Consider the following 26206-nt stretch of genomic DNA (forward strand, 5'->3'; position numbering starts at 1 on the left):
TTCTGGCCATGGCCCTGATGGCTGCGCCGGCCTTCGCCGCCACCGCCAGCATTGCGCCTTTCGGCACCAACGCCAAGGGCGAGACCGTCGAAGCCATCACCCTGGCCAACAAGGCCGGCATCAAGGTGGTGATCCTCACCCGCGGCGGCGCTCTGGCCGAAGTGTCGGTGCCGGATCGGCAGGGACGCCTTGCCAATGTCGTGCTCACCCGGCCCGATTTCGTCGCCTGGGATCGCGGCGGTTCCTTCAACACGCTGATCGGTCGTTTCGCCAACCGTATCGCTGGCGGCGGCTTCAGCATCGATGGCCAGCGCTTTGCCCTGCCAGCCAATCCCGAAACCGGCATCACCATTCACGGCGGGCAAGGTGGCTGGGGCACCAGGCTGTGGAAGCCCCGACTGATCCCGTCAGGCAGCACGGCCGGGGTCGAGCTCAGCCTCGACAGCCCGGATGGCGACAATGGCTTTCCCGGTGCGGTGAAGGTGACCGCCACCTACACGCTCAATGACGCTGGCGAGCTGCGGCTGGACTGGCGGGCGACGACCACGAAGCCGACGCACATCAACGTCACCAACCACGCCTATTTCACCCTGGCCGGCCATGGCGGCGCGCCGGTGGACAGCCAATCGCTGCGCCTGTTCGCCAGCCGCTACACGCCGGTTGATGCCAGGATGATCCCCACCGGCGAAATCGCGCCCGTGGCCGGCACACCCTTCGATTTCCGCAAGCCGCAGCCGATTGGCCCGGCCCTGCGCAGCAACCACCCGCAGATCCTGCTGGCACGCGGCATCGATCACAATCTGGTGATCGACGGTGCGGCCGGCACCTTGCGCGCTGCTGCAGAGCTGGTGGATTCAGTCTCCGGTCGGCGCCTGCTGGTTTCCACCACCGAACCGGGCATGCAGGTCTATACCGCCAACAATTTCAACGGCAGCCAGCCCGCCAGCAACGGCCTGCTGCTCCGGCAAGGCGACGGGATCGCCTTTGAAACCCAGCATTTTCCCGACAGTCCCAACCAGCCGTCCTTCCCGTCCACGTTGCTGCGGCCCGGTGAGGTCTTCACCTCCACAACCGTCTATGCCTTTGGTGTGATCAAATGAAACGCCTCGCTGCGGCTTTCCTGGCCCTTGCCGCGCCAGCGCAGGCGCAGGAACTGAAGATCGTCAGCATCGACGTCGAGGGTGGGGCTGCCACACTCTATGTCACGCCAGAGGGTCGGTCGCTGCTGATCGATGCGGGCTGGCCTGCGGGGCGCGGGGTGCCGCGCGCTGCACCGGGCGAACCGCCGGTGCCAGCCTCGGCTTCAAGTGCAGAACGAATTGTCGCCGCCGCCCGTGCCGCCGGCCTCAAGCGGCTCGATCATGTCGTCATCAGCCATTATCATGTCGATCATGTTGGCGGCCTGTTGGACTTGCTGAAGCTGTTCCCGGTCGGGCAGGTGATCGATCATGGTCCCAACCGCGAACCGCTGCGTGAAGGGCTGAACCCCGGCCAACGCGCCAATGCGCCGGCCACATTGTACCCGCTCTACACGGCGGCCATTGCCGGCCTGAAACACCGCGTGCTGGCCGCGGGCGAACGCCTGCGCGTCGGCGGCCTTGAACTGATGGCCGTGAACAGCGATGGCGAAGCCAGCCCGCGCCCGCTGCCGGGCGGCGGTGGCCCGGGGCATGGCTGTGATGGCCCGGCGGCCAAGGCCGAGAATGGCGGCGAGGAGAACCCGCGATCGCTGGGGCTCCTGTTGCGCTGGGGCAAGGCCCGCATCCTCAGCCTCGCCGACACGACGTGGACGCTGGAGCACAGCCTGGTGTGCCCGGTGAACCGCATCGGCCGGGCCGACCTGATGTTTGCCAACAACCATGGCAGCGATCTGTCCAACCCGCCGTCGCTGCTTGCCAGCGTGGCTCCGCGTGTCGTGGTGGTGAACAATGGCCCCACCAAGGGCGGTGACGCCGCCGTGCTGCAGCGCCTGCAGGCCCTGCCCGGCACCGTGGTGTGGCAGCTGCACGGGGCGCTGCGCAACCCGGCCGCCAATGTTGCGCCAGCGCGTATCGTCAACCCCGGCCGCGATGACAATGGCAATTTGCTGATCAGCGTGCGCCGCGACGGGCGCATCGCCATCAGCAACCCGCGCACCGGGGCCAGCGAGACCTATTCGCCCTGAGCCGGCTCGGGCTCGGGTTGGTCATTCGGCAGCGGCGGGTCGCCCACCCGCCGGCCTGACAGCCGCCCCAGCAGCTTGAAGGCATAGAGCATCACCCGACCGCGCACGGCCGATTCCGGTCCCGCATGGGCCGGCAGGCCCAGTGCGGGCAGATCGGCGCGGGCAGCAACACTTCCGGCATCGGGATGCAGGGCAATGGCCAGCAACAGTCGCTGCAGCGCCGGCGCCGCAAAGCGTGCCTGCAATTGCGCTTCCACCAGCAGTGGCAAATGGCGTTCCAGCGGGTCCATTTGCAACAGGTCGGGCACGGCAGCGATCAGCAACAATGTGCGCACCTGCTGTTCCTCGCTGCCGGAGCGGGCCGGAGGCCAATCCGCCAGTTGCCGCTGGATGCGGGCCAGCGCATTTTCCAGCACCGCATCAGGCGGCCCGTTGGCGATCGGCGCGACCAGGCCGGAATCGGGTGGCAGCCGTTCAAACGCGATGCCATCAAGGGCGGCGGCAAGATCGTCCGTGGCTGCCGCCGGCACCGGCGGCTGGGGCGGGGCCGCGATGGGCGCAGCGAGCGGTGATGCAGCAGCTGGGGCAGCAGCAGATGGGGCAGCAGCTGGAGCAGCGGCCGCCGCAACGGTAATGCCGGGCGCAGGCCGCACATAATCGGCCGGCTGGCCGGCGTTGGCGGTGTCCGGAGCGGCGGGCATCGGCTGCTGGCGGACATTGGCCACCACCACCAGCGCCAACCACAGCCCGATCAGCGGCAGCAGCCACAAACCACGGCGGCCGGGCCGCAGCGGCGCGGCCGGTTCCCAGCGAAACAGCAGCACGGCCGCCAGCAGCGCCAGCAAGCCGTGGCCTGCCAGCGCCAGCAGTTCAAATCCCGCTGCGCGCGTGCCCGTGCCGGTGACCGCCGTCTGGATCGCCACCACCGCATGGCGGCCAGGCAGCAGATTGGACCACGGCAGCGCCCAATCGGGCAGGCTGGCCAGCGGCACTGCCACGCCGCCCAGGATCAGCATTGGCAGGAAGATGCACTGGCCCAGCGCCTGCACCGCCGGCACATTTGGCGCCAGATTGCCGATCAGCGCGCCAAGGCACAGGAAACACAGGCCTGCGATGGCCAACGCCAGCACGGTCGACACCGGGTGCGGCAGCGGCGGCATGCCCAGCGCCCGCGCCGCCCAGTGCTGCAACAGCAGGGCACCAGCCAGCAGCGCCGCCCGCGCCAGCACCAATGCCACCACAAAGCGCCAGCGCGGGGCCGGCGTGAGCGCATAGTGCCGCCACAGCCCGCTCTCGCGCTCGCTGACCATCTGGGTGGGCAGGCCGAAGGCCGCACTGCCCAGGATGGTGATCGTGAAGAACTGGCCGGCATGCAGCGCCAGCGGCACAGGATCATCGCCGTAAAGCGCAGCAAAGCCGGCGAGGAACAGCAGCGGGAACAGCCAGCCATAGATCAGCGCCATCGGGTTGCGCAGCGAGGCCAGCAGATTGGCGCGCACCAGTGGCCACAGCGGTCCTTCAGTCATGGCCGGGCCTTTCCTGCAGCAGATCGGCCAGCACCGCGCCCGCCACCAGTCGGCCATTGTCGAGCAGCACCAGCCGATCACACAGGCTGGCGGCCTCGTCGCGGTCATGGGTCGCCATCAGGATGGCCGCACCGGTTTCCCGCCGTTCGGCGAGGATGGCGGCAAGATCGCGCCGCATGGCCGGGTCGAGCGCGGTGGCAGGTTCATCAAGCAGAATGACAACCGGCCGGTGCTGCAATGCCAGCGCCAACGCCAGCCGCTGTCGCTGGCCGGCCGAAAGGCGGCGCACCTGCTGCTGCGCGATGGCGGTCAGACCGAGGCGCGAGGCCAGATCGGCGCAGGGCGCCACGCCGTGCAGGACGGCAAACAGCTGCAAGGTCTCGGCCACGCGCAGCCGTTCGGGCAGGCCGGGCTGCTGCATCAACAGGCCAGTGGCCCGCCGCGCCGCCGGGCTGCCCGGTGGATGGCCGGCCACGCTGATCTGCCCCGCCTGCGGCCGGGCCAGGCCGGCCACACAGTCCAGCAGGCTGGACTTGCCGGCACCGTTCAGCCCGATCAGGCCGACGATCTCGCCCGCTGCCGCCGTGATCGACACGTCATCCACCACGCGGCGCCCGTCGCGGCTGCGGGTCAGGCCCTCGATCAGGATCATGCCTTCACCCTCATCGCTGCGGGGCGTCGATATCCTTTTCCGACCAGGGCGTGGTGCGGTGGGCAAAGGCCAGGCGCCATTCCTTGACGGCGGCCGGCGGCAACGGCGTTGCCGTATTGCCCCAGCTCTGGCGGACATAGGTGAGCACGGCGGCCACCTCCTCGTCGCTCATGGCGCTGCCGAGCGGCGGCATCAGGCCGATCTTGCCTTCCAGTCCGTTGGTGAGGATGCGCACCGGCACATCGCCGTTCGCGGCAACACGCTTCGATCCGGCCAGTGGCGGCGCCACCGTGGCCTGGCCCTGGCCTTGCAGCTGGTGGCAGCCGGAACATTGCTCGACATAGATCGACTGGCCGCGCCGGAACAAGGCTTCTTCGCCGGCACTGCGCGGTGGCAGCGCTGGCGGCGCCGGCCGGCCCGGCCAGGTGACCAGCGCCAGCAATTTCCTAGCCGGCTCGGCCAGTGCGTCCTTGCCGTCGGCCAGCACCGCCAACCCGCGCGGCTCCGACGCCAGTTCGAAGCGGCTGCCGCCGCCACGCTGCCGGGTGACGCCGGGGATATTGCCGCCCGCGCGCCCGCCGGCCACGGCATTGCCGCCGGCCTGCACGCCGCCGGCCAGCCCGAGGGCCAGCCCGTCGAGCAGGGCGTTGCGCACCAGTGCCGGCTGCCCGGCATCGCCGGCCATCGCCACCAACTGGCCAATGGCGGCATCGCGGCGCTTGGCCAGCGCACCAGACAGCATGGCCAGCGCCTCGCGCGGCGCGCCAGCCTGGCCAGCCAGCGCGGTGAGCACCGCCATCTCGCCGCCCTTGAGGCCTGAAAGCGCCGCATCGACCAGCACCGGATCATCGCCCTGCGCATTCAGCAACGCAATCATCGGTGCGGTACGCTGTTCGGCCGGCAACGCGCCAAGGCTGGCGGCAAGCTGCACGCGCACCTGCCAATTGGCGTCGACGGCCAATGCCAGCGCCGCCTTGCTCATCTTCCTGTCGCCCGTGGCCAGCCAGGGTTCGGCCAGCCGCAAGCCGGCGGCGCGCAATTCCGGCCGCGTATCGGCCATTGCGATCAGCGCCAGCGCTGGCTGCATGCCGCCGATGCCATTCAGCGTCCAGAGCGCGTGCAGGCGGGTGCGCCAATCGGTCTTGCGGTCGCGCACCAGCCGTTCCAGCAGGGGCCGGCTCCTGGGATCAGCCCGCTGCACCAGCAGTTGCTGGGCGGTGTCGCGCCACCAGCCATTGGGGTGCGCCAGATGCGCCACCAGGCTGGCGGTCGTATCGCGGCTCATCTGCGGGCGGGCATCGCGCGGCATCCGGGCGGCCGCACCATTGGCGCCAACATGCACCACCCGATAGATGCGGCCATGGCCGGTGCCCCGCGCCAGCCCGCGCTTGTTGATATAATCCCGGAGATAATCGGTCTGCAGCGGGCCATCCTGCGAGACACCGCGATACATGTCGGCGATGTAGATGGTGCCATCAGGGCCGCCAGCAAGCGCCGTGGGCCGGAACCGCACGTCGGTGGAGGCGAGGAATTCGCCCCTGGCATAATAATCCTCTGCCGCCATCCGGCCCTGGCCATCATCCTTCAGCCGCAGCAGGTGCACGATGTTGGTGGCCCCATCCGCCACGAAGGCCATGCCCTGCACGTCGGCTGGCAGGCGGGTGCCGCGATAGATCAGGGGCGAGGACACGCCGCCATAATAGCTGGCGGTGCCATCGGCGCGGAACACCTCACGCCGGTAGCCGCGATTGAGACCGAAGGTGGGATGGGCTGGCCAGATGTTGGTTTTCTCCTGATCGACGAGATTCTCGTACAGTCCGCGGGTGCGCACCAGATCGGGATTGCGGGCAAAATAATCCGGCGAAACATAATCGACGAACAGCGGATCGGTGTTGACGTTGCGATAGATGCGCCCGGCATCATCCTGGGTGACGCCCCACTGGCCGCGGCGCAGGCCCGGCACGGTGACGAACTGGCCGGCCCTGTAGGCGACGTTCCATTCATGCTCGGAAACGACCAGCAGATTGTCCATCCCCCAGAACAGCCCGTTGGCGCCATGTTCGAGCACGCCCAGCCGGGCAAAGCCGTCGGCGACTTTCTCCCTGGTATCGGCCTTCAGGTCACCATCGGTGTCGCAGGCCTTCCACAGCGTTGGCGGCTCGCCAATCAGCGCGCAGCCACCCGCGAGGATCTTGAAGGCGCGGGGCAGCACCAACTTGTCGGCAAAGACCGTGCGCTTGTCGAACACGCCATCATTGTCGCTATCATCCAGCACCACCAGGCGGTTCACCGGTTCCAGGCTGTTTTCCATCGACAAATTGTGCGCCCAGCCGGGCAGTTCCATCACCCAGAGCCGACCTTCGCCATCGAATTCCATCAGGATCGGATCCTGCACCAGCGGTTCGGTGGCGACCAGTTCCACCGCATAGCCCGGCGGCATCGCAAAGCTTTTCAGCGCATCGGCGGGCGCGCGCACCGGCGGTTCATCGGGCTCTTCCGCCGTGAAGAAGGGCCAGGGCCGGTTCAGTTCGCTGCGCGGCGGCACGGCCAGATCGGCTGCCGCCAACAGCAACGGTGCCGCCAATGCTGCGGCTGCCGCGCCCATCCCTGCCCTGCGACGTGCCCTGTTTCCTGCCCTGATCATCATCCTGCCCATATGGCTTTCGTGCCGCAGGTGGCGGCGCTTGGCAATTGCATACTGTATATAGTATGCGCCAATCGCAAGTCAGAACCGGTCCGCCTTGACGGGGTGGACGACGTGCCGCAGCACGATATCCGGTCGCGGTCGGGCAGGAGGCAGGGTGCAGGTGCAGGCGATGCAGGCAGGATCAGGTGCGCGCTGGCTGGTGTTGCTGACGGGGTTGCTGGCCGCCATCCTGCTGCCGTGGGCGCTGGTTGGCGACGATCTGGCCCGCTGGACGCTGGCAGCGACAGCGGCACTGGCCGATCGGCCGTGGCTGGTGATGGCGTTGGTGGTGCTGCTGCTGGCACTGGATCCCGTGCTGCCGGTGCCGTCCAGCATCGTTGCCGTTGCCGGTGGCAGCGCGCTGGGCGCGGGTGTGGGGGCAGCAGCGATCTTCATGGGCCTGATGACTGGGGCGCTGATTGGCTATTGGCTGGGCCGCCAGCCCGGCCGGGCGCTGGCCGGGCGCCTGGTTGGTGATGCCGCGCTGGCCGGGCTTGATCCCCGGGTTCGCCCCATCGGTCCGCTGGCCCTGCTGCTCAGCCGACCGGTGCCGGTGGTGGCTGAAGCCGTGGTGATCCTGGCCGGCGCGGCGCGGCTGCCGTGGCGGCCGTTCCTGCTGGCCGTCGTGCCCGCCAACGCCGCCCTGGCATTGGCCTGGGCCGGCCTTGGTGCCACGGCGTCTGCCGGCCATCTGATGCCGGCCCTGGTGGGCATCATTGCCCTGCCCGCGCTGGCCTATGCCCTGTGGCATCTGTTCCGCCGCGCCTGATCCCCTTCAGCCAATCGAGTGCCCATGCTGCTTGCCACCCTGTTGCTTGCCCAATCCGCCGCGGTGGCACCGCCGCTGGTCGTCACGGCCTCGCGGCTGCGGCCGCTGGCCAGTGCGATCCGCATCGAGTCCGACCAGCTTGATGCATCGGGCAGTATCGCGGCGGCCGCCGCCGGGGTGCCCAACCTGTTCATTGCGCAGCCGGGCGGACGCAGTGGCTTTGCCGCCGCCACGCTGGACGGTGCCGATCCCAATTTCACGCTGGTGCTGTTCGATGGCGTGCCGATCAACAACGCCACCAGTTCCCGCGGCGGCGCCGTCAACCTGGCCGAGATCGGCAGCTTCGGGCTCGCCAGCCTCGACCTGCTGCCGGCCCAGCTTTCGGCCGTGCATGGTTCGGGCGCGCTGGCCGGCGTGCTGGCGATCACGCCGCGCGGCCCGGCCGAGCGGCTGGAGCTCACGGCCCAGGCCGGCGGGATCAGCCGGGGCGGCCACACGCTCGCCGCTGGCCTGTCCGGGCCGATCGGCGGCGGCTGGGGCGCCAGCCTGACCGGCCAGATCGACGATGATGGCACGCCGACGCCGCTGGCCCGGTTCGTCGCGCGCACCGCCGTGCTCAGGCTGGTGCGCGGTGACGGCGCCGACCGGCTGCTGCTGCGCGTCAACGACATCGACGCCGCGGGCTTCCCGGATGCCAGTGGCGGCGCCCTGCTGGCCGAACGCCGCATCGCCGAACAGCGCCGGGCGCGGGAATATCTGGCCGCCGTGCGAACGCGCCAGCAACTCGGCGACGGCCTGGCGCTGGATCTCAATGCCAGCTGGCTCGGCCGCAGCGACAGCATCGCCAGCCCCGGCGTGGCCGGTGCCGCCAGCAATCCCGCCGGCCTGCCCGCCAGCACGGATGCGACGTGCTATGATCGCCTGCTTGGCCAGGCCAGCCTGGCCTGGACCGCCGGCACCGCGCAGATCGCCGCCGGCATCGAAGGCAGCAACGAACGCGGCCGCGCCACCGGCGAACTTGATTTCGGCTTTTTCACGCTACCCACCGCCTATCGGCTGGATCGCGGCGCCTGGGCCGGCTTTGCCGAAGTTGCCGCCCAGGCCGGCGCCGTGTCCGGCAGCGGGGCGGTGCGCGTCGATCGCTTCGGCAGCCTGAAGGCGCGCATTTCGGGCCGCATCGCCGCGGCTGCCGAACTGGGCCACGGCTGGCGGCTGGAGGCTTCGGCCGGCAGCAGCTTCAAGGCGCCCAGCTTCTATGCCCTGGCCAATCCGCTGGTCGGCAATCCGGCGTTGCGGCCCGAATCCGGCCAGCGCGGCGATGCGGCGTTGATCTGGCAGCAGGAAGGCACACGGCTGCGGCTGGGCGGCTTTGTTGCCCGTTATCGCGACCTCATCGATTTCGTGTTCCAGCCGGCGCCGGCGCTGGTCAACCGCGGCCGCGTTGCCGTCGATGGAGTAGCCGCCAGCCTGGTGCAAAACCTGGGCGACCTGCAGCTTGATCTGGCCGTGCAGCATATCTGGCCACGCGACCGGGCCGGCGGGCCCGACCTGCTTCTGCGACCGCGCTGGCGGGCCAATGCCGCCGTGCGCTGGCAGGCGGCAGAGCGGCTGGCCATCAACCTGCGGGCCGGCCACGTCGGCGCGCGTGATGATGAATCGGTGCCGGGGGGGCGGCAGCGCCTGTCACCCTATGTGCAGGTGGCTGCCGATGCCCGCTGGCAGGCGACGGATGCGCTGGCGATCAGGCTGGCCGCCGACAATCTGATCGATGCCGAATGGCAGGATGCCGCCGGCTTCCCGGCCCCGCCACTGCGCCTGCGCCTGCTGGCCAGCGTTCGGCTGTGAACGAACTGGCGCGCCGCCCAGGGGAGGAGTCAGCGCGCCAGCCTGTGGCCCTTTTGGAGCCACCGTCCAGGATTACGACCTGATCGCCAATCAGGTCGCCATCACGGCACGGCGTGCGACGCCGGCCGGATCCATCATCACCTTCGACACATTGTCATAGACCATCGTCGGCACCCGGTTGTCGTGCGCCGGCCAGGCCATCCCCTTGATCGACGGGTTGCCGGTGCGGGCAAAGGCCGCCCAGGCACTGCTCATCGCCCGGCCCAGCGCCTGCGCGCCCGGGGTGTTGCCGGTGGCGGTGGCCCAGCGCTCGACATTGTCGGTGGCGAACGGAATGTCGATGCAGTGGAAGCTGCCCCAGCGGCCTTCCAGCGTCGGGCAGGCATAGGTCATGTACCAGGTGAAGGCCGCCGTGCCCTGCGCCGTTTTCAGCTTGGCGAAATGCACGCTGTTGTTGCGCCCGGTCATCGCCGCCATCACGCGCGACAGATGGCCGGGAGACAGGCCGGGGAAGGCCGCGCGGAAGGCCGCCAGCGCCTCGCCCCGGCTGGCAGCGGGTACATTGGCCATGCGCTTCAGCAGTTCGGCTTCATCGAATTCCGGCAGCGCCCCGCCCGATTCATCGCGCACGCTGCCCACCACCAGCGGCACATGCGCGGAAATGGCTGGCGCCCGATCCACGAACGGCGCTTCCGGGATGGTGACGCCATCGACCACCGGCGACCAGCCCGGTGCCCGGCGGCGCGGGCCGCCAATGGTCAGATTGGTCGGCTGCCCGGCCGAAAGCCGGCGCGCCACCTTCTGCCCGGCATCGATCAGCGCGGCGGTGGGGATGGCCTGCAGGCGGAAGACTTCCTTGCCGATGCCCAGTTCGGCCAGCACCTCGCGGGTGAAGGCGCGGGCTCGGTTGCTGTCGTTGCCCAGCATCGACGCACCGGAATGGATCATCGCCTTGTGGAACAGGCCAGCCGCCGCCGGCATGCCCATCAGCGTGGAGACTTTCGAGCCACCGCCCGATTGGCCGAAGATGGTGACATTGCCGGGATCGCCGCCGAACGCCGCGATATTGGCCTTCACCCACTGCAGCGCCGCCACCAGATCGAGCACGCCGGCATTGCCGGACTGCGCATAGGGGGCGCCGCCCACTTCGGACAGATCCATGTAACCCAGCGGCCCCAGCCGATGATTGACCGACACGAAGACAACGCCGTGATTGGCCGCCATGCGCGTGCCATCATAGCCGGCCAGTTCCTGCGAGGACCCGGCGGTGTAGCCGCCGCCGTGGATCCACACCATCACCGGTGCATTGCGGGCATCGGTGCGGCCCCAGATGTTGAGGCGCAGGCAATCTTCGCCGGTGTAGCCATCGTCCCAGTGGAACAGCCAGGCTTCCTCGTCGTTGGCCCAGCCGGTGCGCACCTGCTGCGGGCAGGTCGGGCCCCAGTTCATGCAGCTCCGGGTGCCGGCCCATTTCGGCGCCGGGCCGGGAGGCAGGAAGCGGCTGCTGCCACCGGTATCGGCAGCATAGGGGATACCCTTGAAGATGCGGACGTCGCCATCGCGATAGCCACGCACCCGGCCCTGCGCCGTATCGACCAGCGTCGCCGGATCGATGCCAGGCGCCTTGCTGGCGCCCAGGGTCTGCGCTCGGGCGCTGCTGGCGGCGAGCGCCGTTCCGGCCAGCGCCACTCCCCCCAGCATTTCACGACGATCCAGCATATCACCCCCAAATAACTGTAGACTGTATACAGTAAGCTAGGCATTTCTAGGTCGCTTGGCAAGACGCTTTTGCCAGCTGACGCTCAGAGGACGACCAGATGATCGCCACACTGCGCCGGCACACCGATGGCGCCTGCCAACGCCCCTTTTCGCCGTGGCGGCCTGGGTCGCTGCTGGGATTGGCGATCGCGCTGATCACGCCGGCCGCACTGCGCGCACAGGCCACGGCGCCTGCCGGTGATCCGGCGGTCATCGTCGCCGCCACCGGCAGCCGTTCGGCCGAGAATGCCGTTCGCCAGGCCGGCGATGCGTTTGGCACCAGCATTGGCCGCGAGATCTCGGGCCTCTACAACCGTGAGCGCGTGCGCGGCTTTTCCCCGGTCGCTGCCGGCAATGTGCGGATCGACGGGCTCTATTTCGATCCGATCACCATCCCATCCAGCCGGCTGGTGCGCGCCACCACCATCCGCGTGGGCCCATCGGCACTGGGCAGCCCCTTCCCGGCTCCCACCGGCATTGTCGATCTCGGCATCCGCCGCCCGGGCCGCGACGCGGCGGCCAGCCTGCTGGTTGGCTACAACAGCTGGCACACACCCACCGCCGAATTCGATGCGACGCTGCCGGTGTCTTCCACCCTGTCACTTGGCGTTGGCGCCGGACTTGAACTGGAAAATGGCTTCAACCGGACGCGCGATCACAGCTATGAACTTGCCCTGATCGGCCAATGGCAGCCTTCGGCCCGGCTGGCGGTGCTGCCGTTCGTCACGATGAAAGACACGTTGATCGATGATCGCGGCCCGATAACGGTGCCGCAGGGCAATTTCCTCCCCCCGCGCCTGCCGCGCCGGCAGTTCTTTGGCCCGTGGTGGTCGCGCGGCAGCGACACCGAAATCAATGCCGGCATCGTCACCGACTGGGCCCTTGCCGAGGGTTGGCAAATGCGCGTCGGCCTGTTCCGTTCCCAGCGCGCCATCCGCAGCCAGTTCGCCAATGTCGTGCGTATCGTCAGCCTCGATGGCAGCGGCAGCCAGCGCCTGACCGGCGACCCTCCGCTCTTCAACGCCAGCACCAGCGGCGAGCTGCGGCTCACGCGGCGCATCAACGAAGGCCCGCGCCGCCATGCCTTCCACCTCACCGCCCGTGGCCGCCAGTCCTTTCGCCGCTTCGACGGCTCGCAGAGCGTGGAGCTCGGCAGCGTCAACATTCTCGGCGTGGCGCCCGACGTGCCGCCGCCCAACCTCGGTTTCGGCCCCCAGCAACGCGACAATGTCCGGCAATGGACGGGCGGCATCGCCTATGAAGGCAAATGGGCCGGCCTTGGGGAAGTGTCGGTGGGTGTGCAGAAGTCCGATTATGCCAAACGCATCGGATTTCCGGGCGCGCGCACGGCGGTCGATGCCGCGCCCTGGCTCTATAACGTGACGGCAGCCGTGCAGATCACGCCCCGGATCAGCCTTTATGGCGGCGCCGTGACGGGGCTGGAGGAATCAGGTGTCGCTCCCAATTTCGCTGCCAACCGCAACGAAGCGCTGCCCGCCATTCAGACCCGCCAGCATGATGCCGGCGTCCGCATCGATCTGGGCGGCGGCATGCGCATGATTGCCGGCCTGTTCGACGTGTCGAAACCCTATTTCAACCTTGATGCCAATGGCCGTTTCGACGTGCTCGGCAACGTGATCAATCGCGGGGTCGAAGCCAGCTTCGCGGGGCCGCTGACGCCGGAGCTTTCGGTGGTGGTGGGTGCCGTGCTGCTGCGCCCCCGGGTCACCGGCGATGCCGTCAGCCGCGGCATCGTCGGGCGGCTGCCGGTAGGCGCGATTTCGGAACGCATCGAATTCGCGGCCGATTGGCGCCCCGGCTTCGCGCCAGGCCTCTCGCTCGACCTTCAGCTATCTTATCGCTCGCCCGAGGTCGCCACGGTCAACAATCTGGTTTCGGTACCCACGCGCACGCTGATCGATTTGGGTGGTCGCTATCGCTTCAAAATTGCCGGCAACAACGCCGTCTTGCGCATTCAGACCTCAAACCTCTTCGACAGCCAAGGCTTCGATCTACGTGGCGCAAATGCCTATAATGTGCTGCCCGGCAGGGTGACCCAAATATATTTCACCGCCGATTTCTGACCGCTGCCCTGCGGTGCGTTACCAATCAATGTGCACTGATCTTCTCCCCTATTTTCATCCAGCGGGGATATGGCAGCGCGATCGTCCAGGACATTCTCAATTGCTCAGCTCCAGCGGACTTCAATCTTGAACGCCTGAAGGACGTGAAGCGCATCACGCCTTCACGGGCAGCGCAGCGCCAGAACCTTGGGTTCACCGCTGGGCGCGGCTGAAGCCTCTCGACACGATTCCAGACTGGCAAAATCGTCCCCTGAAGAACGGGGGTGTTTTGAGCGAACTGGCAACTATTTCAATGATATGAAAATCTTGGCGGAGCGGGAGGGATTCGAACCCTCGATGAGCTTTTGACCCATACACACTTTCCAGGCGTGCGCCTTCGACCACTCGGCCACCGCTCCGCGCACTGGAAGGGGCCCGATAGCAAGCGGGGCAGGCCACGTAAACCGTTGCAGGCGCTTCGCTGAAAAAGAAAACGCAATACACAGCCGTTGCCACTCCCCGAGCTTCCTTGACAACAGGGTGATTGCCGCTGACCCTTCGCACGTCACGAGCGGGGGAGCATCATGATACCAGGCAAATTTGCGCAAACGGATCCAGGCCGGATTGCCGTCATCATGGCGGGATCGGGCGAGACCATCAGTTTTGGCGAACTGGAACAGCGGACCAACCGCCTGGCGCATGTCTTTCGCCAGCAGGGCCTGAACCGCTGCGATCATTATGCCATCTATATGGAAAACAATGTCAATTATGTCGAATGCTGCGGGGCCGGCGCGCGCGCCGGGCTCTATTACACGCCCACCAACTCCTATCTGGGCGTCGACGAGCTGGGCTATATCCTGCAGAACAGCCGTTCCAAGATCCTGATCACCTCGCAGGCCAAGCTGGCGGTGGCGCGCGCTGCGATGGCGCAGGCGCCGGGCGTGGCGCTGTGCCTGGTGGTGGATGGCGAGGGGGAGGCCAGCGATGGCGGCCGCGTGATGTCGCTCGCTGCCGCCGTCGCCACCATGCCCGATACGCCGATTGCCGATGAATGGCTGGGCGTCGCCATGCTCTATTCCTCGGGCACCACCGGCCGGCCGAAGGGCATCGTGCGGCCGTTGCCGGAGGTGAAGCCGGGAGGAGGCATTCCGCTCTATGATTTCCTGAGCCAGCTGTGGCGGTGCCGGGACCAGATGATCTACCTCTCGCCGGCGCCGCTCTATCACTCGGCGCCACAGGCCGCAGTCTCGCTGGCCATCATGGCGGGCGGCACTGCGGTCATCATGGAGAGCTTCAACCCGGAAACCTATCTGCAGTTGGTGGAACGCTATCGCGTCACCCACAGCCAGCTGGTGCCGACCATGTTTTCCCGCATGCTGAAACTGCCGGAGGATGTGCGCCGCCGCCATGACCTCAGTTCGCTGGAAGCCGTGGTGCATGCCGCTGCCCCCTGCCCGATCCCGGTGAAGGAGGCGATGATCGACTGGTGGGGACCGATCATCCACGAATATTATGGTGCCACCGAAGGCCTGGGCTTCACGGCCTGCGACACGGAAGAATGGCAGGCCCACAAGGGCACGGTGGGGCGCGTGGTGCTGGGCGAGATCCACATATTGGACGACGACATGCAGCCGACGCCGCCGGGTGAGCCGGGCACGATCTGGTTCACCACCGCGACGCCGTTCGAATATTTCGAAAACGCCGACAAGACGAACGAAAGCCGGTCGGCCGACGGGACGAAGACCACGGTCGGCGACGTTGGCTATCTCGACGCCGATGGCTTTCTGCACCTGACCGACCGCAAGACCTTCATGATCATTTCGGGCGGCATGAACATCTATCCGCAGGAGTGCGAGAACCTGCTGATCACCCATCCCAAGGTGACCGATGCCGCCGTGTTCGGCGTGCCCAACGAGGATCTGGGCGAAGAGGTGAAGGCCGTGGTGCAGGCAGCGCCGGGGGTGACGGCGGACGCGGACCTGGCGGCGGAACTGATCGCTTTCTGCCGGGCCAACATGGCCCATATCAAATGCCCGCGCTCGATCGATTTCACCGAACAGTTGCCGCGTTTGCCAACGGGCAAACTCTACAAGCGCGAACTGCGCGACCCCTATTGGGCGGGCCACAAGAGCAAGATCGGCTGAACCGCCGTCTGGCGGGGGGGAGTCACGGAAAAGGGGCGACGCTTTGCCGGCGCCGCCCCTTCTGACGAGCCCCCACCTGTGGGGGATGGCCCTCCCGTGCCTTACTGCAGCAGCTGGGTGACCTGCTGGGCCGACTGGTTGGCCCGGGCCAGCATCGCCTGCGCGGCCTGGCTGAGCACCTGGTTCTTCGCCAGGTTGGTCGATTCCATCGCGAAGTCGGTATCCTGGATCCGGCTGCGCGAGGCCTGCAGGTTGGTGCTGTTCGACGACAGGTTGTTCACCGCCGCTTCCAGTCGGTTCTGCACGGCACCGATGTTGGCGCGATCGAGGTTGACGCTGTTCAGCGCCGTATCGATGGCATCCAGGGCCGCGGTGGCGCCATCGGCGGTCGACACGTCGATGTCCGAGATGCGCAGGCCACCGGCGGAGGCGCCATAGCTGTTTTCCTCGAAGCCCAGCGACGTGAAGTTCGACGCTGCTGCAAAGGCCTGGCTGCCGGCGCGCACGTCGATGGCCTTGGCCGATTCCAGTCGCACCGTGCCATAGGCAGTTTCCGCCGTCGCCGCCGTGGCCGCGATGGCATAGGCCGAGCCGGAGCCCTTCACCGACGTGCCACCCAGGCCGAGTTCGGCTGCCGTGGCGCCACCGGCAACGATGGCAACCGACAGGTTGCGGCCATCGGCAGCGGTGAGATCCAGGCCGCCAAGGCCGTTGTCGCTGGCCGTCACGCCGGTCATGCCGCCGAAGTTGTTGATGGCAGCCGCCACCTTCTCGCGGCGGGCCTGGGCGGTATCGGTGGTGGCCAGGCCGTCGATGGTGATGGCCACGCCGTTGATCGTCACCGACGCGCCGGTGCCGGTGAGCGTGGTGGCCGTGGTGTTGGCGGTGAGCGTCACATCATTGGCCACGGCCGAAACGCCAGTCTGCGCCGAAGCGGCATTGATGGCCGCCGCGATGGCAATGGCGCTGGCCGATTTCGACGAAGAAGCCGCCACCGTGGAGGAGACATTGTCGTCGGCCGCCGCAGCGGCACGGATGGCAACACCGTTGATGGAAAGATCACCGTTGTTGAGGTTGCGGATACCTGCGGCATCCACCGCCACGGCGCGGGCATCGGTGCTGACCGTGGACACGCCGCGTTCGTAGGTGCCTTCGGCCAGGCCAGCCCGGCTGATGCGGGCGCTGGCACTGTTGGCCGAGCTGATCTCGATCGGCTGACCATTGGTGCTTTCGAGGCTGAAGCTGCCCGACTGGGCGCCGACCTTCAGGCCGGTTGCCGCGGCCGTCAGCGTCGTCACCGCCACTTCGATGTTGCGGCCGTCATCGGCTTCCAGGCGGATGCCGCCATTGGTATCGCCGGTGTCGACAGCGCGCACGCCGGTCTGGCCGGAAATGGCGTTGATGGCATCGCGCACCAGGCGGCGGCTTTCGGCGGCATCGGTGGTGGTGCTCACCGAGGCGGTGGTGACGCCGTTGATCGTCACGGTGCCGGTGAGCGCGGCCGCGGTCATGGCCGAACCGGTCATCACCGTCTGGCCGACCACAGCGCGCACGCCGGTCTGTTCGGTGGCGCGGTTGATGGCAGCAGCCTTGGCAACGGCCGAAGCCGCCTTGTTGCCCGACGACAGGCTGTCATCCGACGACAGCGACGAACCGATGGTGACGCCGTTGATGACGAGGTCACCGGCCTGCAGGGCCTGGTTGGCGCCCAGGTTGGCGGCGGTGGCTTCAAAGGCGCCCGAGGCGGACAGCGCCGGGCTGGAGCCGAGGCCGAGATCGCGCGCCCGGGTCGAGGACAGGCTGAACGACACGGTTTCGCCGGCGCGGCTGCCGGTCTGAAGGCGGACATTCTGGGCCGAACCGTCGAGCAGGCGGCGGCCGTTGAAGTTGGTCCGCACGCCGATATTGTCGACTTCGCCGATCAGCTGGCGGACTTCGGCCTGCACCGCTTGGCGATCGATGCCGGTCAGCGTGCCGTTGGCCGACTGCACGGCCAGTTCGCGCATGCGCTGCAGCATGTTGGTGACTTCGCCCATGGCGCTTTCCGCCGTCTGCGCCATGCTGATGCCGTCGCCGGCGTTGCGCATGGCGACCGCGAGGCCGCGGACATCGGCGGTCATCTTCTGGCTGATGGCGAGGCCGGCGGCATCGTCCTTGGCGCTGTTGATGCGTTGGCCGGTCGAGAGGCGCTGCATCGCAAGGCCCATCATGTTATTGGCATAGCGCTGCGCATTCTGGGCGGTCAGCGCGCTGATGTTGGTGTTGATCACAGTCATCTTGGGTTTACTCCCGCTTCCCGCCACCGCAGAAGGTGCGGGGCGCTGCACTGGAAACGGCACAGCGTGAACAGCGCTTAAACGCGTTTTGAAATGGTCATGATTTGAACGACTTCCCCATCCCCATCCTGTTTGACAGCCGCGACGTCGTGATCATCGACAAGCCGGCGGGCCTGGCCGTGCACCCGGGGCCGAAAACGCCGCACAGCCTCGAAGAGCATCTGCCGGCCCTGGCCGTGGGCGGCTTTGTGCCGGTGGCGGCGCACCGGCTGGACCGCGACACGTCGGGCTGCCTGGCCATTGCCCGCACACGGCGCGGCGCCAAATGGCTGAGCGCGGCGTTTGAGGAGCGCAAGGCCGAGAAGGTCTATTGGGCCATCGTGTCGTCCCTGCCCGCCACGGCCGAAGGGTTGGTGGATGCACCCTTGATCAAGGTTTCAACCGCAGAAGCCGGCTGGCGCATGGTGGTGCGCCGCGATGGCAAACCGGCGCGCACCCATTGGCAGGTTCTGGATGCCACCACGCGCCTGGTGGAGTTCCGCCCCGAAACCGGGCGCACCCACCAGATCAGGGTGCATGCCGCCCACATCGGCTGCCCGATTGCAGGTGATCCGGTTTATGGGGATGGCATCGGTCCGATGCGGCTGCACGCCCGGAGCCTCGCGATTGCCCTGCCCGACGGCCAGCGGCTTGCGGTCAGCTGCGATCCGCCGGCGGGTTGGCCGATTTCACCCGACCCTGAAAGCCGATGAAATCGCTGTAGTTTTCGGCCAGAACGGCCAGCCGCTCGTGCACCTGGCCCGGCCCGATCTTCTGCACCACGCCATCGACCAGCAGGTTCAACAGCGAGGCCAGCGCCGAGTTCATGTCCCAGAAATGGCCCAGCGCCACTTCGGCGGTGAGGATGTGCGGCGTCAGATCACGCGCCCACGGGCAATAGGGATCGGTGATCACCACCAGCGGGCGGCCACTGGCGGCGACACGTTCAGCCAGCAGGCGGAACTGGCGGGAATAACGGCGCACATCGATGGTCAGGAACACGTCATCCGGCCCGGCATCGACCAGCACGTCCATGATGCCGGCCGCCATGTCGAGCGCCTGCACCTGCGGGCGCACGTAGGACAAGTGGCGGGCAAATCCGGCGGCGAGGCCAGCCTCCGTCTGAAAGCCGGCGACATGGATGCGCGGGGCGGTGGCCAGCAGGGCGACGATGGCGGCCCATTCTGGCGTTTCGGCCAATCGGTAGACGCCGGCGATGGCGGCAGTCTCGGCCTTCAACCGGGCATCGGCACTCGGCGCCGGCCGGGTGAGCAGCCATGGCGCATCGCGGGCATCATCGCGCAGATCGTCCTTCAGCGCGGCCAGATTGTCATAGCCCAGGCTCTTCACCAGTCGCGCCACGGTCATCGCCGAAACGCCAACCCGGTTGCCGATGGACGCCGCGGTTTCAAACGGCAGCTGATCGAGATTGTCGGCCAGCCAGCCGGCGATCATCCGTTCGGATACGGTCAGATGCTCATATCGTTCGGATAGGCGTTGGGCGACGCGGCTGCTCATGTGCGATGGATAACAGGCGGGCGGCGACGTGCAAGCGCGCGCATCACAAGGCACCAGCTCAGAAGTTCACGTCCTTCCACTCTTCGCGCACGAACAGCGGCGATTGATCGGCATAATGCGGCGACGCGCGGCGGATGGTGGCGGCGCCATATTGGTGGATGGAGCGAGACCGGACCGCCTTGCCCACCGGCCATTCCACCAGCATCATGAAGCCGTCGCCATTGTTGGCCACCCGCCGGCCGTCCGCACCCGTTTGGGCATAGATGGCGCGCAGCGTGTCCGGTCCGCCATAAACCGGCAGGTCCTTCGATCCATGGCGCAGGCGCTGATATTCGCCCAGCGGCACATCCAGCCGGCCAAATGTAGCCTTCAGCGCAGTCACAACCTCGCGCAGCCTGGGTTCGGCCGGCGGCAGCGGTTCGCCGCGATCGACTTCCTTGGCGGCGCTGGTCATCACCGCGATGGCCAGGCTGTCGGCCGGGCCCACACCGTCCACCGTCCGGTCCCAGCGTTGCAGCAGCGCCTGCGCCGCGGCGAGATCAGGCTTGCCGGTCGTGTTCACCGCCAGCACCTTTTGCATCCATTGGCCAGCCGGCGAGGCGCGGCTGTAGCCCTTGTCGAACTTGATGCGCAGCAGCGCGGCGCGGCTGACCGGGCCATTGATGGCGGCGAACTCTTCGGCAAAGCGGTACATGCGGTTGGTCTTGTGGGTTTCGATGCCCAGCTCGGCGGGGAAATCACCGGCCTGCGGGCTCTCGCCGGCAGCCGTGCTTACCCACGGCACATTATTGGCGTTGGCGACCCAGCCGGCCTTGGGATCGACCACCATCGGGTTGGTGGCCCACGGCCGATAGCCGGTCCACAGCGTGGCCGACGTGTCGCCGGGCAGCACGCCCCGCCAGTCGAAGCCAGGGCGGCGATCGGGGAACTTGGCGTTGTAGAACATGCCGACATGGCCGGCGGCATCGGCATAGATGACGTTCAGGGACGGCACGGCCTGCATGGCCATCACTGAGCGCCACCCGTCAAAATCCTTCGCCTTGTTCATCCGGTACAGTTGCTCCACCGCCGCGACTTCACCGATGCCGGCGTGGCGAATGGCAAAGCCGCCCTTTTCATTCAGGATCACCGCGCCGTGGCGGCTGCGATAGACGGTGCGCGGGATCGGCAGCACCAGCGGGCCGAACTTCACCCGCAACCAGACGCGTTTTGCTTCCAGCGGCAGCCATTTGCCGTCCAGCCGATACTGGGTGCGATCTGCATTCAACGTCAGCTTGTAGACGTCGATCAGATCGGGCCGGTTGACCGTGAGGGCCCAGCCCAGATCCTTGTTGTGACCATGCAGCGGGAACGGCGCGCCGGGAAACAGGCCGCCGGCAAAATTCCAGCCTTCATCACTGTGCACCACCACTTCCCACCAGCTCACACCGCCTTCCCAGGGCTGGTGGCTGTTGACGATCAGGCGGGTGGTGGCATCGTCCGACCGCGCCGCAGAGACGGCAAAGCCATTGCTGCCGCGCTCATCGGCAGGGCCGGCATCGCGAGGCGGCGACTTGCCTTCCACCAACGGCCCCAGCACGCGTTCCATGCCGAAGAAGAAGGGGAAGCGCAGCACGAAGCCGGCGACGATATCCTTGCCGGTGACGGGAAAAAGGCCCTGCAACCGCTGTTCATGGGCGTGGCTGCGGGCATAATCGTTCAGCCCCTGCGCATAGGCTTCAACCAGCATGCGGGTGGCTGGCGACAGGCTGCTATAGCCGCGATCCGCCACCGCCTGTGCATCGAACACCTGGCCGGCATAATCGAGGACAGCGCCATCCTGGCCAAGGATCGCTCCGGCGCGGCCGCGCACGGCGGCGAGTATCTCTTCGAGGTTGCGGAAATCATCCTCGGCATGGGCAACCGCGATGCCATAGGCGACATCGGCATCGGTCTTGCCGTGGATATGCGGCACGCCCCATTTGTCGCGCTCGATGCGCACGGTTCGCACCCGCACTGGATCGGCATCTGGCGGGCTGGCGCTGAACGCGTCCCACGTCGATAGCCCCACCACCACCGCCGCGATGGCGATGCTGCTCCAGAACAGGGCGGTGAACCAACGCGGCATCAGCGGGCGTCTTTCACCAGCGATCCGCCCTTCACCACGGCTTTCACATCGCGCAGCAGGTTCACGTCCTTCGTGGGATCACCCGCCACCGCGATGATGTCGGCATAGCGGCCGGGTGCGATCTGGCCCACGTCTGCCTCGCGGCCCAGCGCCTCGGCGGCTTTGACCGTGGCGGCGCGGATGGCGTCGATCGGTGTCATCCCCCATTCCACCATCTTGGCGAACTGGCGGGCATTGTCGCCGTGCGGATAGACGCCGGCATCGCTGCCGAACGCCATCTTCACGCCGGCCTTCCACGCCGCCTGGAAGGTCTGGCGCTGGCGCAGGCCGACCTCGCGTTCCTTGGCCAGGCTGGATTCCGGCACGCCGTTCTTTGCGCCTTCGGCCAGGATATAATCATCGTTGTAGATATCCATGGAAAACCAGGTGCCGGCCTTCTTCGCCAGTTCAAACGCCTCGGCATCGGCGAAGCTGACATGTTCCACCGTATCCACTCCGGCGCGGATCGCGGCCTTGATGCCGTTGGTGCCATGGGCGTGGGCCGCAACCTTCAGGCCCAGCATGTGCGCCTCATCCACCAGCGCGTTCATTTCGGCCTGGGTGTACTGCTGGGCGCCCACGCTGGTGCCGATCGAGAAGACGCCGCCGGTGGCGCAATATTTGATCACTTCGGCGCCGCGCCGGTGCAGTTCGCGCACCTTCTGGCGCACGCCATCGGGGCCATCGGCGATGCCGGGGCGATCGAAGACATAATTGGCCGGCAGTTCGTTGCTGTCGCAGTGCCCACCGGTGGCGCCGATCGAATAGGTGGCGGGCACGATGCGCGGGCCGGGGATGGCACCGCGCTCGATTGCCATTTTCAGGCCAAGATCGGCATAATCGGCCGAACCGACATTGCGCACGGTGGTAAAGCCGGCCTCGATGGTGCGCTTGGCCATGGCAGTGCCCAGCACGGTCCAGAAGGAGCCCGGATAGCTGAGCGCCTGCATGCCCGACAGGGTGGGATCGCTGGTGAGGTGGACATGCATGTCGATCAGGCCGGGCAGGATGGTGAGATCGCCCAGATCGATGCGCCTGGCATCGGTGACGACATGCCGATCCGACGTGGTGACCAGCGTGATGCGGCCATTTTCGGTGACGATCTGCGGATTCTGGACGATCTTGCCGCTGACGACATCCAGCATCCGCGCGGCGGTGATTACCACTGTAGCAGAATCGGGCGTTTCGGCGCTGGCCGACACCGACGACAACAAGGCCACCACGGCCAAGGCAATGCGCTTCATCGAAAATCTCCCCTGTCTGCCCTTTCGATAGGGGCAGCCGGGAAGGACGGCAAGCCGATCAGGCGACCAATTGCAGGCCCGGCGCCGGCAGATACGGCACCGGCTGGCCATCGCCGGTGACCAGCGCCGCCAGGAACTGATCGACACAACCATCCCACGCATAGCGGCGGCCGTGCGCCACGCAATCGGCACGGCGGGCGGCCAGCGCAGCGCGCATGGCGTCGCCCAGATCATGGGCCACCGCGCCAATGCGGCCGGGCGCGCGACCATCGGGACCAAAGCCATCGGCACCCACCACATCCAGGGGCCCAGGCACCGGATAGCCGGCGACCGGCGTGCCGCTGGCCAGCGCCTCGATCATCACCAGGCCGAACGTATCGGTGCGGCTGGGGAAGGCCAGCACATCGGCACCGGCATAGGCACTGGCCAGCGCCTCGCCGTGCAGGGCGCCAAGAAAGTGCGCCGCCGGATATTTGCGCTGCAGGGCATCCAGCGCCGGGCCATCGCCCACCACCAACTTGTCGCCGGCCCAGGGCGCGGCCAGGAAGGCCTCGATATTCTTTTCCACCGCCACCCGGCCAACATGCAGCGCCACCGGGCCCTTGAGCCCGGCATAGACCGGGTGCGGCGCGATTTCGGGGCGGAACTGCGAGACATCAACGCCGCGCGACCAGAAACGAGTCTGGGTGATGCCGTGGCTGGCCAATTCATCGGCGAGGCGCGGGGTGGCGACCATCACCGCGCTGGCCGCGCCGTGGAAGCGGCGCAGCACGCGCCACACGCGTTCGGGGTTGATGCCGATGCGCGCCGACACATAATCGGGGAAACGCGTGTGGAAACTGGTGGTGAAGGCCATGCCCTGCTTCATCGCCCAGCCGCGGGCGTGCCAGCCGAGCGGGCCTTCGGTGGCAATGTGCAGCGCATCGGGGGCAAAGGCGCGGATCTGCTTGCCGATGCGGCGCTGGGTGGTCATCGCCAGCCGGATTTCGGGATAGCTGGGCATCGGCACCGACCAATATTGATCGGGCGAGATCACCTGCACCCGCACGCCGCGCATCGCGAGCAGGCGGATGGTGGTGGAAAGCGTGCGGACAACGCCATTGACCTGGGGTTCCCAGGCGTCGGTGACGAGCGTGAGTTTCAGCATGATCGTTCCTTCAGGCGGCCAACGCGACCGGCGTCTTCTGGGCCGGCATGGCGCGCTGATCGGCGGCCTGGCGTGTGTGTTCGGCCCAATCGATGATCTCCATGCGGCCATCGGCGTGCTCGGCCAGCGCCGTGCAGCTTTCCACCCAGTCGCCATCGTTCATGTAGATGATGCCGCCAAATTCGCGGATTTCGGCCGAATGGATATGGCCGCACACCACGCCATCCAGGCCGCGCAGGCGGGCGGCTTCGGCCACGGCTTCTTCGAACCGGCCGATGAAGGCGACGGCGTTCTTCACCTTCTTCTTGATGTGGGCGGAGATCGACCAATAGGGCAGGCCCAGCTGTTGCCGGGCACGGTTGTAGTGGCGGTTCAATTTCAGCAGCAGTTCGTAGCCAATGTCGCCGGCCCAGGCGAGCCAGCGGTGGTAAAGCACGACGCCATCGAATTCATCGCCGTGGCAGACCAGCAGGCGGCGGCCATCAGCGGTGGTGTGAATGGCTTCCAGCGCGATTTCCACGCCGCCGAAACCCAGGCCGGCATAGGGGCGCAGGAATTCATCATGGTTGCCGGGGATGAAAATGACGCGGGTGCCCTTGGCCGCCATCTTCAGCACGCGGCGCACCACGTCGTTGTGGCGCGGCGGCCAGAACCAGCCACGCTTCAGCTTCCAGCCGTCGATGATGTCACCCACCAGGTAGAGGGTTTCGGGCTGGATCGACTTCAGGAAATCCAGCAGCAGATCGGCGTTGCAGCCCGGCGTGCCGAGGTGGACATCGGAAATCCACACCGTGCGCAACTTGAGCTTGCCGCTGGCGGTGCGCTCGTCATCGTCGGACAGGAAGGCCGGGCAGGCCAGCGGCAGGCGGAACGGCGGTGGCGAAGCGGGGACCGGCTCGCGCCAGAGCAAATGATCGGCAACGGCCAGCGGCAAAGACGCCATCGGAAACCCCTCTGTGGCTTATCCTTGCCCGGACGCATTAGCGACAGGCAGTGACAGGGGTGTGGCGATGGCATTGCAACGATGTGGCGTTATCGTTGCAGACTTGTGTCAGCGGTTGGCGACACCCAGGGCAAGCCTGCGCCGTTCCCAGGCCAGGGCGTGACCGACCATGGTCTCCAGATCGGCAAAGCGGGGCTGCCAACCCAGCAGTTCGCGGGCCTGGCTGTGGGCCACCAGCACCGCCGGGTCGCCGGCGCGGCGCGGGCCGTCATGGCGCGGGATGGCGGTGCCCGACACGGCTTCCAGCGCGTCGAGCACCTCGATCACCGAGGCGCCCTGGCCATAGCCCAGGTTCACCGCGTGATATTGGCCCGGATCGGCCAGGCAGGCGCGCAGCAGCAGGATGTGCGCGTCGGCCAGATCGGTGACATGCACATAATCGCGCACGCCGCTGCCATCGCGGGTGGGATAATCGCGGCCAAAGATGGTGAAGCGTTCCCGCTGGCCGGTGAGCACGTGGCAGGCCAGTTCGATCAGGTGATGCGGATGCAGGCTGGCCTGGCCGGAGCGCATGAGGGGATCAGCGCCGGCGACATTGAAATAGCGCGGGCAGGCCACCGAGAAATTGCGGTTGGCCGCCACCATGTCGGCCAGCGCGCGTTCGGCAAAGGCCTTGGACCAGCCATAGGGATTGATCGGTGCAACCGGCGCCGTGACGGCGAGCGGCTGGCCATCGCCATCGCCATAAACCGCCGCAGTGGACGACATCACGAACGCGCCGATGCCGCAGGCCAGCGCGGTTTGCGCCAGGCTGAGCGTCTCGCCGAAATTCTCGCGGTAATAGAGCGCCGGCTGCTCCACCGATTCCGCCACCGAAATGCGGGCGGCGAAATGCAGCACGGCGCCAATGCCCTGGTCGCGGATCACCCGTTCCACCAGCGCCTGATCCCCGGCGCGGCCTTCGACGAAGATGGCGCCGGCCGGCACCAGCGCGCGGCTGCCGGTAACCAGGCTGTCGAGCACCACCGTCTTCACGCCGCGATCGATCAGGGCGAGCGCCGCATTGCTGCCGATATAGCCCGCCCCGCCGGTGACCAGCACGGGCGGCAATTCGGTTTCGGGGATCAGGGGCAGGATGGCGTTCATGTCCTGTTGCCTAGAGTAACTTCAATGCAGAATAAAGCCGACGTTGCCCCGGGCCAGATCCATGGTCCCGCTTTCGTGATTCCGGGCCGAAAGGGCCGTCGCCCGGGGTCAAGCCCGGGGCGATGAATCGAAACGGCAGC

Annotated in this window: 18 protein-coding genes and 1 tRNA gene; 7 read left to right on the top strand and 12 right to left on the bottom strand. The window is 67.3% G+C overall.

The features are described 5' to 3' along the window. The first annotated feature begins 8 nt into the window (after positions 1 to 8). Together D619_RS0106345 and D619_RS0106350 are read left to right on the top strand one after the other, a co-directional pair. Complete coding sequence (locus D619_RS0106345) at positions 9 to 1100, top strand: aldose epimerase family protein (protein ID WP_243442612.1); 1092 nt, start codon at positions 9 to 11, stop codon at positions 1098 to 1100. After that, complete coding sequence (locus tag D619_RS0106350; RefSeq protein WP_017667739.1) at positions 1097 to 2164, top strand: MBL fold metallo-hydrolase; 1068 nt, start codon at positions 1097 to 1099, stop codon at positions 2162 to 2164. The genes D619_RS0106345 and D619_RS0106350 overlap by 4 nt, the downstream gene beginning before the upstream one ends. Here D619_RS0106350 and D619_RS17175 read toward each other — a convergent pair. From D619_RS17175 to D619_RS0106365, 3 genes are read right to left on the bottom strand one after another with little or no spacing between them, the layout of a single operon-like run. Continuing rightward, a complete protein-coding gene (locus D619_RS17175; RefSeq protein ID WP_017667740.1) occupies positions 2152 to 3690 on the bottom strand; it encodes an ABC transporter permease in 1539 nt (512 codons plus the stop codon). The two genes, D619_RS0106350 and D619_RS17175, sit on opposite strands and share 13 nt — an antisense overlap. After that, positions 3683 to 4342, bottom strand: a complete 660-nt coding sequence (ccmA, locus tag D619_RS15805) for a heme ABC exporter ATP-binding protein CcmA (RefSeq protein ID WP_017667741.1) — start codon at positions 4340 to 4342, stop codon at positions 3683 to 3685. Before ccmA ends, D619_RS17175 begins: the two co-directional genes overlap by 8 nt. Before the next feature lie 10 nt (positions 4343 to 4352). Beyond that, complete coding sequence (locus tag D619_RS0106365; RefSeq protein WP_020480406.1) at positions 4353 to 6947, bottom strand: c-type cytochrome; 2595 nt, start codon at positions 6945 to 6947, stop codon at positions 4353 to 4355. 211 nt (positions 6948 to 7158) lie between these two features. On the opposite strand from D619_RS0106365, the gene D619_RS15810 reads away from it, so the two are divergent. After that, the gene (locus D619_RS15810) at positions 7159 to 7797 is read left to right on the top strand and encodes a VTT domain-containing protein (protein ID WP_152417342.1); all 639 of its coding nucleotides are present in this window, start codon (positions 7159 to 7161) and stop codon (positions 7795 to 7797) included. Positions 7798 to 7821: 24 nt separating this feature from the next. Next, positions 7822 to 9642, top strand: coding sequence for a TonB-dependent receptor (locus tag D619_RS0106375; protein ID WP_017667744.1), 1821 nt, complete (start codon positions 7822 to 7824; stop codon positions 9640 to 9642). 90 nt (positions 9643 to 9732) lie between these two features. Here D619_RS0106375 and D619_RS0106380 read toward each other — a convergent pair whose 3' ends face one another. Then, the gene (locus D619_RS0106380) at positions 9733 to 11361 is read right to left on the bottom strand and encodes a carboxylesterase family protein (protein WP_017667745.1); all 1629 of its coding nucleotides are present in this window, start codon (positions 11359 to 11361) and stop codon (positions 9733 to 9735) included. 98 nt (positions 11362 to 11459) lie between these two features. Between D619_RS0106380 and D619_RS15815 the strand changes: the two genes are divergently transcribed. Next, positions 11460 to 13484 carry a TonB-dependent receptor gene (locus tag D619_RS15815; protein WP_017667746.1) on the top strand — a complete coding sequence of 675 codons (2025 nt, stop codon included), beginning with the start codon at positions 11460 to 11462 and terminating at the stop codon, positions 13482 to 13484. Between the two features lie 307 nt (positions 13485 to 13791). On the opposite strand, the gene D619_RS0106390 is transcribed toward D619_RS15815, so the two are convergent. Further along, positions 13792 to 13882 (bottom strand) — tRNA-Ser (locus D619_RS0106390). A gap of 165 nt (positions 13883 to 14047) precedes the next feature. On the opposite strand from D619_RS0106390, the gene D619_RS0106395 reads away from it, so the two are divergent. Next, positions 14048 to 15607, top strand: a complete 1560-nt coding sequence (locus D619_RS0106395) for an AMP-binding protein (RefSeq protein ID WP_017667747.1) — start codon at positions 14048 to 14050, stop codon at positions 15605 to 15607. 101 nt (positions 15608 to 15708) lie between these two features. Here the strand turns inward: D619_RS0106395 and D619_RS0106400 are convergent, their stop codons facing one another. Beyond that, entirely contained in the window at positions 15709 to 17883 is a 2175-nt protein-coding gene (locus D619_RS0106400; protein WP_017667748.1) for a flagellin, read from the bottom strand. Between the two features lie 104 nt (positions 17884 to 17987). Here D619_RS0106400 and D619_RS15820 point away from each other — a divergent pair, with 104 nt between their 5' ends. Then, the gene (locus D619_RS15820) at positions 17988 to 18635 is read left to right on the top strand and encodes an RNA pseudouridine synthase (protein ID WP_017667749.1); all 648 of its coding nucleotides are present in this window, start codon (positions 17988 to 17990) and stop codon (positions 18633 to 18635) included. On the opposite strand, the gene D619_RS15825 is transcribed toward D619_RS15820, so the two are convergent. The 6 genes from D619_RS15825 to galE form a co-directional block, all read right to left on the bottom strand. Further along, positions 18580 to 19440: a MurR/RpiR family transcriptional regulator gene (locus D619_RS15825; RefSeq protein WP_017667750.1), complete on the bottom strand. Its 861-nt coding sequence runs from the start codon at positions 19438 to 19440 to the stop codon at positions 18580 to 18582. The two genes, D619_RS15820 and D619_RS15825, sit on opposite strands and share 56 nt — an antisense overlap. A 58-nt stretch (positions 19441 to 19498) precedes the next feature. After that, complete coding sequence (locus tag D619_RS0106415) at positions 19499 to 21547, bottom strand: penicillin acylase family protein (protein WP_017667751.1); 2049 nt, start codon at positions 21545 to 21547, stop codon at positions 19499 to 19501. Then, the gene (locus tag D619_RS0106420; RefSeq protein ID WP_017667752.1) at positions 21547 to 22830 is read right to left on the bottom strand and encodes an amidohydrolase family protein; all 1284 of its coding nucleotides are present in this window, start codon (positions 22828 to 22830) and stop codon (positions 21547 to 21549) included. The genes D619_RS0106415 and D619_RS0106420 overlap by 1 nt, the downstream gene beginning before the upstream one ends. Before the next feature lie 58 nt (positions 22831 to 22888). After that, a complete protein-coding gene (locus D619_RS0106425; RefSeq protein WP_017667753.1) occupies positions 22889 to 23977 on the bottom strand; it encodes a glycosyltransferase in 1089 nt (362 codons plus the stop codon). A gap of 10 nt (positions 23978 to 23987) precedes the next feature. Continuing rightward, positions 23988 to 24920, bottom strand: a complete 933-nt coding sequence (locus D619_RS15830; protein ID WP_017667754.1) for a UDP-2,3-diacylglucosamine diphosphatase — start codon at positions 24918 to 24920, stop codon at positions 23988 to 23990. 108 nt (positions 24921 to 25028) lie between these two features. Continuing rightward, positions 25029 to 26066 (bottom strand): UDP-glucose 4-epimerase GalE, encoded by a 1038-nt coding sequence (gene galE, locus D619_RS0106435; protein WP_017667755.1) that lies wholly within the window; start codon positions 26064 to 26066, stop codon positions 25029 to 25031. Between the last annotated feature and the right edge of the window lie 140 nt (positions 26067 to 26206).

Origin of the sequence: Sandarakinorhabdus sp. AAP62, from assembly GCF_000331225.1 — a bacterium.
Taxonomy (GTDB): Bacteria; Pseudomonadota; Alphaproteobacteria; order Sphingomonadales; family Sphingomonadaceae; genus Sandarakinorhabdus.

Excerpts from the sequence above, each read along its gene's own strand:
- D619_RS15815 (WP_017667746.1), top strand. The coding sequence starts at position 11,460 with ATGATCGCCACACTGCGCCGGCACACCGATGGCGCCTGCCAACGCCCC.
- D619_RS17175 (WP_017667740.1), bottom strand. The coding sequence starts at position 3,690 with ATGACTGAAGGACCGCTGTGGCCACTGGTGCGCGCCAATCTGCTGGCC.
- D619_RS0106375 (WP_017667744.1), top strand. The coding sequence starts at position 7,822 with ATGCTGCTTGCCACCCTGTTGCTTGCCCAATCCGCCGCGGTGGCACCG.
- D619_RS0106425 (WP_017667753.1), bottom strand. The coding sequence starts at position 23,977 with ATGCTGAAACTCACGCTCGTCACCGACGCCTGGGAACCCCAGGTCAAT.
- D619_RS15825 (WP_017667750.1), bottom strand. The coding sequence starts at position 19,440 with ATGAGCAGCCGCGTCGCCCAACGCCTATCCGAACGATATGAGCATCTG.
- D619_RS0106345 (WP_243442612.1), top strand. The coding sequence starts at position 9 with ATGGCCCTGATGGCTGCGCCGGCCTTCGCCGCCACCGCCAGCATTGCG.
- D619_RS0106420 (WP_017667752.1), bottom strand. The coding sequence starts at position 22,830 with ATGAAGCGCATTGCCTTGGCCGTGGTGGCCTTGTTGTCGTCGGTGTCG.
- galE (WP_017667755.1), bottom strand. The coding sequence starts at position 26,066 with ATGAACGCCATCCTGCCCCTGATCCCCGAAACCGAATTGCCGCCCGTG.
- D619_RS0106365 (WP_020480406.1), bottom strand. The coding sequence starts at position 6,947 with ATGGGCGCGGCAGCCGCAGCATTGGCGGCACCGTTGCTGTTGGCGGCA.
- D619_RS0106395 (WP_017667747.1), top strand. The coding sequence starts at position 14,048 with ATGATACCAGGCAAATTTGCGCAAACGGATCCAGGCCGGATTGCCGTC.
- D619_RS0106400 (WP_017667748.1), bottom strand. The coding sequence starts at position 17,883 with ATGACTGTGATCAACACCAACATCAGCGCGCTGACCGCCCAGAATGCG.
- D619_RS15830 (WP_017667754.1), bottom strand. The coding sequence starts at position 24,920 with ATGGCGTCTTTGCCGCTGGCCGTTGCCGATCATTTGCTCTGGCGCGAG.
- D619_RS0106380 (WP_017667745.1), bottom strand. The coding sequence starts at position 11,361 with ATGCTGGATCGTCGTGAAATGCTGGGGGGAGTGGCGCTGGCCGGAACG.
- D619_RS0106415 (WP_017667751.1), bottom strand. The coding sequence starts at position 21,547 with ATGCCGCGTTGGTTCACCGCCCTGTTCTGGAGCAGCATCGCCATCGCG.
- ccmA (WP_017667741.1), bottom strand. The coding sequence starts at position 4,342 with ATGATCCTGATCGAGGGCCTGACCCGCAGCCGCGACGGGCGCCGCGTG.
- D619_RS0106350 (WP_017667739.1), top strand. The coding sequence starts at position 1,097 with ATGAAACGCCTCGCTGCGGCTTTCCTGGCCCTTGCCGCGCCAGCGCAG.
- D619_RS15810 (WP_152417342.1), top strand. The coding sequence starts at position 7,159 with ATGCAGGCAGGATCAGGTGCGCGCTGGCTGGTGTTGCTGACGGGGTTG.